10 protein-coding genes are annotated in these 12,960 nt (G+C 67.6%); 6 read left to right on the forward strand and 4 right to left on the reverse strand.

Features of this window, described 5'->3' with window-relative positions; translation table 11 throughout:
• Window positions 1-217: 217 nt before the first annotated feature.
• The gene (locus IM660_RS00745) at window positions 218-2,089 is read left to right on the forward strand and encodes an alginate lyase family protein (protein WP_193497554.1); all 1,872 of its coding nucleotides are present in this window, start codon (window positions 218-220) and stop codon (window positions 2,087-2,089) included.
• A 109-nt stretch (window positions 2,090-2,198) separates the two neighbouring features.
• Here IM660_RS00745 and rlmC read toward each other — a convergent pair whose 3' ends face one another.
• Both rlmC and IM660_RS00755 read right to left on the reverse strand, forming a co-directional pair.
• On the reverse strand, window positions 2,199-3,314 hold the full coding sequence (gene rlmC / locus IM660_RS00750; RefSeq protein WP_193497555.1) for a 23S rRNA (uracil(747)-C(5))-methyltransferase RlmC: 1,116 nt from the start codon (window positions 3,312-3,314) through the stop codon (window positions 2,199-2,201).
• Window positions 3,315-3,353: 39 nt separating this feature from the next.
• Entirely contained in the window at window positions 3,354-4,820 is a 1,467-nt protein-coding gene (locus IM660_RS00755; RefSeq protein WP_193497556.1) for an AAA family ATPase, read from the reverse strand.
• A gap of 156 nt (window positions 4,821-4,976) precedes the next feature.
• On the opposite strand from IM660_RS00755, the gene IM660_RS00760 reads away from it, so the two are divergent.
• The 3 genes from IM660_RS00760 to IM660_RS00770 all read left to right on the forward strand — a co-directional run bounded on the left by IM660_RS00760 (window position 4,977) and on the right by IM660_RS00770 (window position 7,905).
• Window positions 4,977-5,936 (forward strand): LacI family DNA-binding transcriptional regulator, encoded by a 960-nt coding sequence (locus IM660_RS00760; protein ID WP_246465071.1) that lies wholly within the window; start codon window positions 4,977-4,979, stop codon window positions 5,934-5,936.
• Window positions 5,933-6,943, forward strand: a complete 1,011-nt coding sequence (locus IM660_RS00765; RefSeq protein WP_193497557.1) for a LacI family DNA-binding transcriptional regulator — start codon at window positions 5,933-5,935, stop codon at window positions 6,941-6,943. Before IM660_RS00760 ends, IM660_RS00765 begins: the two co-directional genes overlap by 4 nt.
• 164 nt (window positions 6,944-7,107) lie before the next feature.
• Window positions 7,108-7,905: a DeoR/GlpR family DNA-binding transcription regulator gene (locus tag IM660_RS00770; protein ID WP_193497558.1), complete on the forward strand. Its 798-nt coding sequence runs from the start codon at window positions 7,108-7,110 to the stop codon at window positions 7,903-7,905.
• Here the strand turns inward: IM660_RS00770 and IM660_RS00775 are convergent.
• Both IM660_RS00775 and otnK read right to left on the reverse strand, forming a co-directional pair.
• Window positions 7,891-8,574: a class II aldolase/adducin family protein gene (locus IM660_RS00775; protein ID WP_193497559.1), complete on the reverse strand. Its 684-nt coding sequence runs from the start codon at window positions 8,572-8,574 to the stop codon at window positions 7,891-7,893. The genes IM660_RS00770 and IM660_RS00775 overlap by 15 nt on opposite strands.
• Window positions 8,571-9,830 carry a 3-oxo-tetronate kinase gene (gene otnK / locus IM660_RS00780; protein ID WP_193497560.1) on the reverse strand — a complete coding sequence of 420 codons (1,260 nt, stop codon included), beginning with the start codon at window positions 9,828-9,830 and terminating at the stop codon, window positions 8,571-8,573. Before otnK ends, IM660_RS00775 begins: the two co-directional genes overlap by 4 nt.
• A gap of 141 nt (window positions 9,831-9,971) precedes the next feature.
• Between otnK and IM660_RS00785 the strand changes: the two genes are divergently transcribed.
• Together IM660_RS00785 and arfA are read left to right on the forward strand one after the other, a co-directional pair.
• Window positions 9,972-11,360, forward strand: a complete 1,389-nt coding sequence (locus IM660_RS00785) for a homoserine dehydrogenase (protein ID WP_193497561.1) — start codon at window positions 9,972-9,974, stop codon at window positions 11,358-11,360.
• Window positions 11,357-12,904 carry an arabinosylfuranosidase ArfA gene (arfA, locus tag IM660_RS00790; RefSeq protein WP_193497562.1) on the forward strand — a complete coding sequence of 516 codons (1,548 nt, stop codon included), beginning with the start codon at window positions 11,357-11,359 and terminating at the stop codon, window positions 12,902-12,904. The genes IM660_RS00785 and arfA overlap by 4 nt, the downstream gene beginning before the upstream one ends.
• Window positions 12,905-12,960 lie beyond the last annotated feature (56 nt).

Consider the following 12,960-nt stretch of genomic DNA (forward strand, 5'->3'; position numbering starts at 1 on the left):
CGCGGTCGAGGCGGGCCTGCGGGAGGCCTCGGCTCGGGATCGGGCCGCGCCGGCAGTCTGTCCTGTCCGCGATCCGGAGTGTGCCGTGCGGAGTACACCCTTCCGGAGCCGTTGCCGGGTTGCCGGCACGAGGTGCGCTGCCCTGACCGCAGCACGTCGCGACGTGCGCATGCCTAGCGAAAGACCATGACCGTGATCTATCAGTCGATTGGATGCCATGACCAGCATCACTGCCCCTGAGGTGGGCAAACGCCATCCCACCGTTGCCGAGTTCGATGCGATGCTCATCGGATTGGGTCGCCGTGCGGGCGACCATGCGTTCGACCCTGAGGTCGGCCTGATCGTCGAACCGTCCGCCTACAACCCCATTCACACTCGGATGTGGACGGGACAGCGTCACCCGTACCGGGAGAGCATGGAGTATGCCCTCGCGTTGCTGGAGACCGGGCAAGTGCCGTTGGCTGAGCAGATCCTGCTTCAGGTGATCGCCGACCAGGACGTGGATCCAGAGTCGGCGACCTACGGCATCTGGAGCTACTTCCAGGAAGAGCCGTTGAGCGAGATGGTTCCACCGGACTGGAACTGGGCCGACTTCCTCGGGATCTCCCTGGCTTTGGTGCTTCTGCGCCATAGCGCAGCGCTGTCTGAGGGTGTGGTGTCAGCTGTCCGGGCGTCCTTGCGCCACGCAGCGACGTCCATCCGGCGACGCAACGTCTCGATGGCGTACACGAATATCGCGGCCAAGGGCTCGTTCGTGACACTCGCGGCGGGGATGCTGCTCGACGACGACGAGATGGCCTCCTATGCCCGTGATCGGGTGCGCAGGCTGCGCGACCAGATCCGGACCGACGGCAGTTTCGCCGAGTACAACAGCCCTGGATACTGGGCGATCACGACCGAAGCGGTGACCCTGATCACCCAGTACATCCAGGACGAGCAGGCACGGGAGGACGCGCGCGAGATCCTCAACGAGCTCTGGTCGCACCTGGTGCAACGTTGGTGGACTCCTGGCGGACAACTTTCCGGGCCGATGGCCCGCGCCTACCGCGACAATCAGGGCGAGAACGCCTCGGTCCTGGCCCTGCTGGCGAAGGCGACGGGGATGCGGGCCCCCTTCGACCCGCCGCCCTTGCCGATCCAAGCTCCCCACCGCGGCGGTCTCGGGCTCGTGGTGCCATCGATCGTGGAGATCGATGTTCCGCTGTGGGTGCGGCACGGGCTGCTTCACAGCACCCTCGGTACGCTGCGCGAGCAGTTCAGCGTCACTGCGTGGCCGAGCGAGGTGCCGGCGGCCGTCGTGGGCACGACCTGGAGGGGGCAGACCGCAACCGTCGGATCGGCAAACACCGGCGATTTCTGGCTGCAACGTCGCCCTCTGCTCGGGTACTGGTGCGAACCGGAGGATCGTATCTGGGAGGACGTTCACGTCCTTCGCCTCCGTGCACTCAAGAACGGCCGTGACTTCGCCTCCGGCCAGTTCCATTCCGTGCAGGACGAGGGTGATGTCGCGTGGATCGCTGGGTTCTGCACTCCCGGCGGGGATGAGCACATCATCCTGAACCCCATCGAGGAAGGCACGGCCATCCCAGTGGAGACGCTGCAGGTCCGGCTCGATCTGGCGGGAGCCACGAACCTGCGGATGCACATCAACGACCGTGTGATCGAGGACGTCGAGAGTGAGGTCATGGCCGGGGACCTCATCACGGCCGAGGTGAGCGGGTTCAGCCTGGCGGTTCGTATCCGAGCAGCGGTGTTCGGCGATCACGAGCCGCGTATCCGACTGGTCCGCACGGACGACGGCTGGCAGCTGGTCTGCGACCTGATCGACGAACCCGGCGAGTTGGTGCTGCGTGACGTGGGCCGCGCCTACGTGTGCGGGACGGTGAGTGTGTCTGGAACGCCTCACGGCGCCAACGGTGTGATCAGCGAGGTCCGCACCGACGACGGCGCAGTATCCCTGACGTGGCCGAGCCGGACCGGTAAGCGACTCCTCGTCGCGGCTCCGAGCGCCGTGACCACCCACGAACGTCACCTGGAGCTCCACCGGTCCACCATTGACGGAGTGAGCCTCGCCGACGGCAGCGTCTAGTCCGTCCGGTGACCGGTCGGGCGATCAGCCCGAGATGAGCATCCGCGGCGGTGCAGATGTAGCTGCGGTGCATGGGGCTTGCGGCTGCTCCGACGGCATCGCCGGGGCCTCACCGCTCCAGCAGCACCAGCGTCTCGAAGTGCTCGGTGTGCGGGAACATGTCCAGCACTTGCGCCCTCACCGTTCGCAGTGACGGCATCGCGGTGAGGTCGCGCGCGAGGGAATCCACGTTGCAGCTGGAGTAGAGCACGTGCCGCACCCCAGAGCCTTCCAGCCACCCGGCGAGATCCGCCCCGATACCGCGACGCGGGGGATTGACCACCACCAGATCTGGCTCCTGTGCGGCGCCCAGAGCGAAGGCGGTCGCGTCACCGGCCTCGAATCGGACCCCGCCCCCCGCGTCGGCGGCGCTCGCAGTCGCCGCCGCGACCGCTTCCTGGCTCGACTCGACACCGATCACCTCAACCCCTGGGCGCGCCAGGTGCAGTGCGAACCCACCCACGCCGCAGTACAAGTCCCAGGCCGTGCGGTAGGTCAGCTCCGCCGTCCAGGATGCTGCGAGCGTGTACAGCGCACCGGCCATCTGCGAACTGGTCTGGAAGAAGCCCTGCGGCCGCAGATACATCTCCACATCCCCTACCCTCATCGGCAGTAGCGCCCGCTCGGTGAGCACGATCTCTTCCTCACCCTCGAGAACCGCGCTGTGGGTGGGATGCAGGTTCACCGACGCCACGGCCAGGTGCGGTAACCGGTCAGTGAGCGACGGAAGATGTTTGCGGATACGGGGCACCGACTCGGTGGACCGCAGCACGAACCGCACCAGCAGCTCACCGGCGGGGGAGGCTGTCACCAGCACGTACTTCAGTTCACCCCGGCGGGAGGTGACGTCATAGGGCACCAGACGGGCCGCCGTCATGAACTCCGCCAGCACCGGAAGCGCCGCAGCCACCACTGGCTCGTGCAGCGGGCACTCGCGCAGATCCTGCACCGCCCCGTCCGCCCTGAGGATTCCGAGCCGCGGCTCGGCCACGGTGCCGCCGGCGACCATCTTCGCCTTGTTCCGGAACCCGGACTGCGCCGAGGCGAGGGGTTCCTCCCAGAGTGTAGGGACGCCGTCGAGGGCTTCTCGGGTGCGGGCATCCTTGCGCGCGAGCTGGTCGGCGTACGGAACCTCCAGGAGCGTGCACGAACGACACTGCTCGGCCTCGTAGTAGTCGCAGTGCACACGGTGAGGGTACGCGGCCCGGAGGCTGCGCCGCTGAGGTCACACCAGCATGAGCGCGAGCATCGGAGCTGGAACGGCCCACACCGGACCACTCACATCCAGGACCGACTTGGTGGCCAGGATGCCTCGCCCGTACTTGCCTGTGAGGGTGCGGGCTTCGCTCCTCCACCCCTGTGAGACCCACTTCGACTCCATCGCAACGCTCATCACCGTTCCCTTCGGTGACGGGAGCGAGACGGGAGCCAGATCGATCTCCTTGTCGTTGCTCGTCCTGCCGTACCCGATGGTGTCGCCTGCGATCCACCGGCCATTGCTCAGCTGTTCGATCGCACGGGCAAGATGTACCCCGATCGCCTGCTCCGTCAGTGCAGTCATGGCCGGTGTCGATGCGCCCGCTCGAAGCCGGGATGGCATCCATGCCAGCAGTGGATCGACCAGATAGTGCTTGGACTGCGTGCGCGGAACTATCCGGCCGTTTGCGTCCCGTTGGGGGCAACGGAGCACCGCGAACGAGGCAACCATGCGATGCAGGCGCGTATCCAACAACTCGCGACTGCGACCGAGCTCGATCGCCGTGGGGTTGACGGCCAGTGGGCTGGTGGCGCGCGCCGCCAGTGCCTCGAGCAGGAGCGGGATCGATTCGTCGCCCGCGTCCGGGTCGACATCGCGCTTGAGCCACCCTTCGAGGTCCAGCAGGTACTGGTCTGAGACCATGCCGTTGCGGACGTGTTCGGAGACAGCACGAGGGAATCCCCCCACACTCATGTAGTCCTGCCATGCCAAGTCGTAGTCGTCGACCAGGAACGACAACTCCTCCAAGCCTCGCCGGGCGGCCTCCGACTGTAGTGATGCTGGATGGCTTGCCGCGGGCAGCGGCAGGTCATAGCGGCTGACAGCCAGGAACTCCCGGAACGACATCGGGAGTAACATGCGCCGTCTCCTGATCTCGGATCCAGCGCGCCCCGCGATCAGATTGCCGGTGATGTCCTCGGTCTTGTCCCACCGCGAACCCGTGGCAACGACGGTGTCGAAACTGAAGTCCGTGTTGTCGCGCTCTCCCTTGAACAGCGCGGACCAGCCCCTGATCGAGGTGACTTCGTCGAACAGCCAGACCCGGGGCCGAAGCGTGTCGCGATCGATCGCCGCGGTTTGTGCACGTGCGATAACAAGGACTCGGCGCAGGTCGCGCAGGTTCATTCCGTCGCAGGGCACATGTATGACTTGGCGCGGGTCGATATCAGCGCGCGCGCAGAGGCTCGCGACAGTCTGGAGCACGACGACGGACTTGCCGATCCGGCGAGGTCCGGTCAGCACGACCAGCCGGTCGGTCACCGGGCCCGTGGCGACGTCGTCGAGAATCGACGCACGGTAGCCGACATCGTAGGAGGCTAGGCCTGTGAGGGCGGGGTGTCGCGTGCTCCATACCGTGGCGTCGGTTCCGAGGCTTGCGGCTGCCCACCACGGGTTGGATGACACCAGCTTCTGGCGGATCTCATCGTCACGCATGCTCCGACACTAGCATTGAGTGCCACATCAAGGGGGAGGGTTGATGTGTCTCGTCCCGCATTAAGGGGGAGGGTTGATGTGTTTGAGCCCGCATGAAGGGGGAGGGTTGGTGTGGGATGCCCCGGTCGCAGTGGCATGGGCCTACGCTTGTCGCTCATGCGGGTCACCATGCGCGACGTCGCCGAGCGCGCCGGCGTCTCGGTCAAGACCGTCTCGCGCGTGGTCAACGGCGAACCCCACATCCGCCCCGAGACCCAGGCGCAGGTACGCACCGCCATCGCCGAGCTCGGCTGGCACCCGAATGCCTCCGCTCGCACCCTGCGCACCGGCCGGACGGGCGTGATCGCCATCATGGTGGCCGAGCTGCGCCGCCCTCTGCTCGCGGCGATGGTGGAGGCGCTGGTCACCGAGGTCGACCGGCACGGCCTTCATGCTGCCGTCGAGCCGATTCACGACGACGCAGCTCGCCTTCGCGAGGTCCTCGCCTCACGTGGACGAACCTTCGACGCGCTGCTGGCGGTGGATGCTCCCGAGTTGCCTGAGGTCACTGATGACGACGGCCCTGTCGTCCGCGTCGACCTCACCGCCGTCGTGCCCACCTCGGGTCATGATCGCGTCTACGTCGACCGCGAGCAGGCCGCCGACCTGGTGCTGCGTCACCTGCGATTGATGGGGCGTTCCCGGATCGTGCGTCTCGGCCCTGGGTCGCTGGACTTCCATCCCGAGGCAGCGGCAATCCCGGCCCTCGCCCTGGAGGGGCCGGACCGGCGTGCGGGCTACCGCGGCGCGCAACGGGCGATCGTCGATCAACCGCAGGTGGACGCTCTGGTGTGCGGAACGGATGAGATCGCCCTCGGGGCGCTCGCCGGCTTGTATGCGGCGGGGATCGAGGTGCCGGGCCGGATCGCCGTGACCGGCTTCGGTGACCTGGAGGACGGCAGGTTCGCGACGCCGTCGTTAACCACACTCGATCCGGACCCGGCGGGTATGGCGCGTGCTGCGGTGGATCTGGTTCGGGGCCGACTGCGTGGGGCCGCCGATGAGCAGGGGCGTGACCTGGCTGTCCCCGTATCCCTGATCCGGCGCGAGTCCACGATGGGGGCGAGCCCGAGATGAACGGCAAGCCCACTCTCGATGACGTCGCCGCGGTGGCAGGCGTCTCGGCCAAGACAGTCTCGAACGTGCTGCTCGAGCGCCCACATGTCGCCGAAGCGACCCGTGCGCGGGTGCGTGCGGCGGTGCAGAAGGTCGGCTATCAGGTGAACCGCGCCGGCCGTGGGCTGGCGTCGGGCCGCAGCGGGCGTATCGCCGTCGTGGTGCCCAAGCTGTACCAGCCCTACTTCGCCGAGATCGCCGAACGGCTGATCGTGGCCCTCGGCGACGCCGGCTTCAGCTCGACCCTGCGCATCGCGCCGGACGCCCACGCGGAGCGGGATGCCGTGCTCGGGGTGACCACCGCCGACGCGGACGGCGTCATCATCTGCCCGCACCGCCTCACCACCGAGCTGCTGGGAGGTCATGTGCCGAGCCGGCCGGTCGTCCAGGTCGGCGGTGGCCGTACCGGCCTGATCGATGTGGTCGTGATGGGCGAGAGCACGGGGTTCGAGGCCGTCACCCGGCACCTGCTCGACTCCGGGCGGCAGCGCCTGGCGCTGGTGTCGAACTCCACCAGGAGTGGCCGCCCCGAGGGCGCGCGGTACGACGCCTTCGTGGCAGCGCACCGCGCCCGCGGGATGGAGCCGGACCCGGCCCTCATGGTGGCCGGTTCGGACTGGGACCGGCGCGTCTCCGGCTACGAGGCCATGACGGGCCTGCTGCGTTCCGGCGCCGAGTTCGACGCTGCGGTCGGGATCAACGACGCCGTCGCTGTAGGAGCGATGCGGGCGTTGCGCAGCCATGGCCTGCGGGTGCCCGAGGACGTCGCGGTGACCGGTTTCGACGACACCGACGAAGCCGGCTTCACCGTGCCGCCGCTGACCTCGGTCAGCCCTGAGCAACAGGAGATGGTCGCTGCCGCCGTGCAGATGCTGGTGGAGCGGCTGGACGGTCTTGACGTCGCGCCGCGTGAGCACCTCACCGGTGCACACCTGGTGCCGCGGGCATCCTCCGGCGCTCGGCGCTGACCTGATCGGCGGCCCCTCTCGTGAGCGTAGATCGCGCCCTCTCCGCAGGAGTGACGATGAGGGTGCCGGACCCTCGAGCGAGCATGGTCCCACGGGTGTGCGCTGGGTGTGATGCCGTGTGAAGCAATGTTAGACTGCCCAGGCTCGAGCAACGGAGGTAGCACGTGATCCCGGACCAACGGCGCGAGGAGTTGCTGCGATACCTGCGCGAATCCCCCATTCTCTCCGTCCGCGAGCTGACTGAGCGGCTCGGGGTCTCGCACATGACGGTGCGGCGAGACATCGAGGTGCTGGAGCGCGCAGGGCGCGCCTACTCGGTCCCTGGGGGCGTACGACTAGCGGGCCAGTTGGAGGCCGAACCCTCGCGCGATGACAAGGAGACGGTCGATGTCGGCCACAAGCGTGCGATGGCTCGCGCGGCTGCCGATCTCGTCAGCGACGACATGACCATCTACCTGGACGCCGGGACCACGATCCTGGCGATGGTTCCGCACATCGTCGCACGTCAGCGGCTGACAGTCGTGACCAATGACTTCAGCACTCTCGACGCGCTCGTCGATGTCGAGACGGTGGACGTCATCCACGTCGGGGGACTGCTCGATCACCGCAACCGTTCCTCGGTCGGCCGCCTCGCGGCAGCGACTCTGCGCAGCCTCAATGTCGACATCGCCTTCATCAGCTCCAGCAGTTGGGATGCGGTTCGTGGTGTCACGACCCCGCACGAGGCGAAGGTCGACGTCAAACGGGCGGCGTTGGACGTCTCTGCCAAACAGGTGCTCGTCGCCGGCAGCGTCAAGTACGGGCTCTTCGCCACGCATCGCGTCGCCCAACTGGGTGAGTTCGACAGTGTGCTGACCGATGACGAACTACCCGAGGGCGCGGCCGCGGCTGTCCGTGATCGGGGGACGGAGCTGGTGCTCGCGACCGACCCGGCGGGTGCGCCCAGGTCACTGGTGGGCTGAGCTGCCCTCGACGTCCCAGCACGAGCGGTAGTGCTCGGCCAGTTCGTGGGCTTGAGCATCGGTGAGTGGTGTGAAGTTCTGAGCACCCAGGTGGAGCAGGACCTCGGCCGCGGTCTCGAGCTCGATCGCCGCCTCCGCGGCCTGGGGAATCGTATGACCGGCAACGATCGATCCGTGGTTCTGGAGCAACGCAGCGCGGAACATGAAGGTGCGCTTGTCGAGCTGCGCGGCATGCTCGTCGGAGCCAGGGGGTGCGTATGGGATCAAGGGGGTTTGTCCGACCCGCATGACGAAGTACGGGGTGATCGGAGGCAGGGCGCTGCGCTCGGAGTAGGGCGGCAAGCAGGATGCCGCGACGGCGTGGGCTGAGTGCAGATGCACCACCGCCTGGGTGTGGGGATCCTTGCGATAGAACGCCAGATGCAGCGGCGCCTCTTTCGTTGGCCGGGGACCGCTGAGGTGCTCACCGTCGAGGGAGAGTTCGGCCAGGTCGTCCTCGGTGATGGTGGACATACTGGATCCGGTTGCCGAGAGGTAGAGGCTGCTACCCACGCGGACGCTGATATTGCCTGAAGTGCCAGGGCTGAGTCCGAGAGAGGCGAGGCGGTGTGCCTGGTGTACGAGCTCGGTGATCTGTGTCGGCGCAGCCGCCGGGGCGAGGGGGGTCATGTCAGTCGCCTCCAGGCGTCGGTGAAGAAGTCGGGTCCGCCGAAATTGCCGGACTTGAGGGCGAGGGCGACGGGCGTTCGACCGCCGGTGCCGGACGTGAAGGTCCAGGCGACGCCCGGGTCGATGGTCTGGCCCAGGATGAGGTCATGTGCGCCGAGAGCATCGACCACAGCGCCGGAGGTTTCGCCGCCGGCGACGATGAATCGGCGGATGCCGCTGCCCGCCAGCCCTCGTGCCAGGTCGGCGAACGCGGCCTCCAATGCTGCCGCCCGGGCAGCGCCGTCGGGGGAGGTTGCCTCGACCCGCCCTGGGGACTGCGCCGGTGCCACGATGACGACGGACTCAGGGTTCGTGGCGAATCTCGCCTGCGCCTCGGCGCGAGCCCGCTGCACGCCCTCACCCAGCGCATCGAGGTCGAGCCGAAGGATCGGCACGTTCGCTGCTGCGGCGCGCGCGAGCTGGATGTGGGTCGCCTCCGAAGCGCTGCCGGCCAGCACCACCCCTGGCCCGCTCCGTAGGTGCGTCGGGGCGGGTAGCGATGCGTGCGATGACGGGCCGCTCATACCCAGCGCGAGTCCTGATCCGCCGGTGATCACCGCATCGGTGGCGGTGGCGGTCGCGATCGTGGTGAGGTCGTGGTCATCGATGGCGTCGACGACGACGTACCGAACCCCCGCCTCGTCGAAGGTGTCGAGCGCCGCCCGGACGGCGCCAGGACCCTCCCGCACCGTCTCCAGGGAGAGGAGGCCGACCTGGGCTGCGGTCTGGGAGGCCAGGACACGGCGGATGTCCGGATCTGTCATCGGCGTGAGTGGATGATGAGCGAGCGAGCTCTCGCTCAGCAGCCGGTCTCCGACGAAGAGATGGCCACGGTAGAGCGTGCGGCCGTTGGCCGGGAAACTCGGGACCACCACGGCCGTGCGTGCAGACATGCGCTCGATGACCGCATCGCATACCGGGCCGATGTTCCCGCGGGGAGTGGAGTCGAACGTGGAACAGTACTTGACATAGATCCGTTCAGCGCCCGCGGCGAGGAGCGCCCCAAGGCTGGCGAGACTCTGACCAACGGCATCCTCGACCGGGGCAGTGCGGGACTTCAGTGCCACGACGATCGCATCGGCTGACTCGGATGAATAGCCGGCCGGCGGCAAAGTCTCCGGAACGCCGAAGTGCAGGTGCGTGCGGAATCCCCTCGACACCAGGTTACTGGCGAGGTCGACGGCTCCGGTGACGTCGTCGGCGATTGCTCCGAGCATCCGGCTCTCCTCCTACGCGTCGATGCGGCCCACTCGATCTGTGACAGCATGTTACATGCTGTTCTGGAATGTTATAGCCCTGGTAGGCTCGGAATCCGGTCATGGTCCCTGACCGGTACCGAGACGAAGGATCGCGCCGACGTGAACGTCCCCGCCCATCTCGACACCCCTCCTGTGACGCGTGTGGCATTGACCGGTGCTGCCGGTGGTTTCGGTCGTACCGTCCTGCTCGCGCTGCGCACCCATCCGGCGCAGCGGCCGACTGTGCTGTGCGATCTCGATCTCGGGGCGCTGCGCAGCACCATGGTCTCGCTCGGCTATGCCGATCACGAGCTGCAGGAGTGTTCCGCCGGCGAGAGTGTGCGTCAGGCCGTCGCTGCTGGGCACATCGCCCTGGTCGAGACCATCGCGCACCTGGACCCGGCGGCCTACGACGTGCTGATCGAGTCGACGGGTGTGGTGGGGGTGAGCGCACGTGCCGCCGTCGCAGCGATCGATGCCTCCCGGCCGGTGGTCCTGGCGAGCAAGGAGACCGAATCGCTCTTCGGTCGGGCGCTTGCACGACGCGCCCGCGCCCGCGGCGTCGTCTCGACCACGGGCGCCGGTGATCAGCCGGCGAATCTTCTCGCCCTGCTGCACTGGGCGCAGCGCCTCGGCCTCGAGGTCGTCGCAGCCGGGAAGTCGAGCGAGTACGACCTTGTATTGGACCGCGCCACCGGGAGGGCGTCGGTTCTCGACAACGCGACACCGGCATCCCGGCTCACCGATCACTGGAACCTCGGCGAGGACATCGGGGCCACACTCGCGGCGCGGCGGGCAGCGGTGGGGCAACTGCGCCTGGGCGCAGCGGCGGATTACTGCGAGATCGCCGTCGTGGCCAACCTGTCCGGGCGAGGCGTTGACGTGCCCGGGCTGCACTATCCGATCGTTCGCTACCGCGAACTGGCCGACGTCTTCCGCACCCGCTCCGACGGCGGCATTCTGTCCTCCAGTGGCGTCCTGGACGTGTTCGTGCTGCTGCGGGAGGCTGATGAGGCGAGTTTCGCCGGTGGCGAGTTCATCGTCGTGCGGTGTCACGATCGCGAGGTGGCACGCATGCTCGAACAGAAGGGCCACGTGGTCAGCCGTAGCCACGACCATCTCTGCATCGGCCTCCCGTTCCACCTCATGGGACTGGAGATCCCCGGCACCATCGCCGACGTCGTGGCCGGTGTCGCTGCCGGAGAACCGAGCGAGCGGAGGCTCGCGATGGTGGCCTGCGCTGCGGCGGATCTGCCCGCCGGCACCGCGTTCACCGTCACTGGGCACCACCACGAGATCGAGGGCACGAGACCGGAGCTGGTCTCGAGCCACGACGCCGGTCCACACCTTGTCCCGTACTACCTGCTCGATGGCGCCCGGCTCCGACATCCGGTCGCCGCGGGAGCCGCGATCCGGTACGCGGACGTGGAGGGTATTGACCCGCTGCTCCTTGAGCTTGCCGCCGAAGACCGTATCGCCGACCGCAGTCCCGCCGAAGGAGTCTCATGACCGCCACCGCACGTGCCCTCGTCGACCCGAGCTTCTCGTTGGGCGAGATCGACCCCAGGGTGTACGGATCGTTCGTCGAGCACATGGGGCGCTGCGTCTACGACGGCATCTACGACCCCGATCACCCGACCGCCGACGAGGATGGCTTCCGCGGGGACGTCGCCGATCTTGTCCGTGAGCTCGGGCCGACGATCCTGCGCTATCCCGGGGGCAACTTCGTCTCCGGCTACCGGTGGGAGGATGGCGTCGGCCCGCGTGCGGACCGGCCGGTACGACGAGATCTGGCGTGGAAGAGCATCGAGCCGAACCTCGTGGGTACGAACGAGTTCCTGCGCTACTGCCAACGTGTCGCTGCGGAGCCGATGATGGCCGTGAACCTCGGCACTCGAGGAATCGAGGCCGCCACTGCGCTCGTCGAGTACACCACCCTCGCTGAGGGTTCCTACTGGTCCGACCTGCGCCGGTCGCACGGGGTGGCCGAGCCGTGGGACGTGCGCGTGTGGTGCCTGGGTAACGAGATGGACGGTCCCTGGCAGCTCGGCCACAAGACTGCGTATGAATACGGGCGCCTTGCCGCCGAGACCGCCGTCGCGCTCCGGCGAGTCAATCCGGAGATCGAACTGGTCGCCTGTGGCACGTCCAAGCCGGTCATGCCCACCTTCGCCACCTGGGAGGCGCAGGTGCTGGAACAGTGCTATTCCCATGTCGACTACATGTCGATGCACATGTACGTCGACCCGGACCTGGCCGACGATGTGCCGACCCTCCTCGCCTCTGGCCTGGAGATCGATGCCTATATCGACTCGGTGATCGCCGCATCGGACTTCGCCCGCGCCGCCGGCAAGCACAGCCGGCCGATGCCGTTGTCGTTCGACGAATGGAACGTCTGGTACAACTCCCGGCCGCGGGAGATCGGCGTCTGGCCCAGCGCCCCCGAACTCATCGGTGACATCTACTCGATGGCCGACGCCCTCGTCGTCGGGAGCTTCATCAACTCGATCTTGCGGCACTCGGACCGGGTGCGCATGGCCTGTCTGGCGCAGCTGGTGAACGTCATCGCCCCGATCCGCACCGAACCGGGCGGCGGCCAGGCGTGGCGGCAGTCGAGCTTCTACCCATTCGCACTGGCGAGCAGGTTCGGGCGCGGTGAGTCGCTGCGCGTGGGCCTGCAGGCCGGACGCCATGACACGGCACGCCACGAGGACGTCCCCGACCTCGACGTCGCAGCGGTACGCGATCCCGCGAGCGGAACCCTGACCTTCTTCGTGATCAACCGCGATCTCTCGAACACCATCCCGCTGGAGCTCGCTCTCGGGGGCTTCACCGGGTTCGAGGCGGGTGCACGGATCGAACACACCGTGCTCACCGGACCGTCGGCGGCGGCAACCAACAGCGCCTCGCAACCGGACACGGTCGTCCCGCGCGCGGGACGGAGCGGGCGGTGGAGCGGCGAAGCCATCGCCATCGAACCCCTGTCGTGGAACATGATCCGCCTGCACACCGCAACAGTTGGTAACACTCAAAGCACATCGATTCACATGTGATGTGAATATTTGGTATAGTGGTGTCGTCCCGCGCGGCGCTGGAGCTCCGGGATCGT

Source organism: Ruania alkalisoli (genome assembly GCF_014960965.1).
Lineage (GTDB): Bacteria > Actinomycetota > Actinomycetes > Actinomycetales > Beutenbergiaceae > Ruania > Ruania alkalisoli.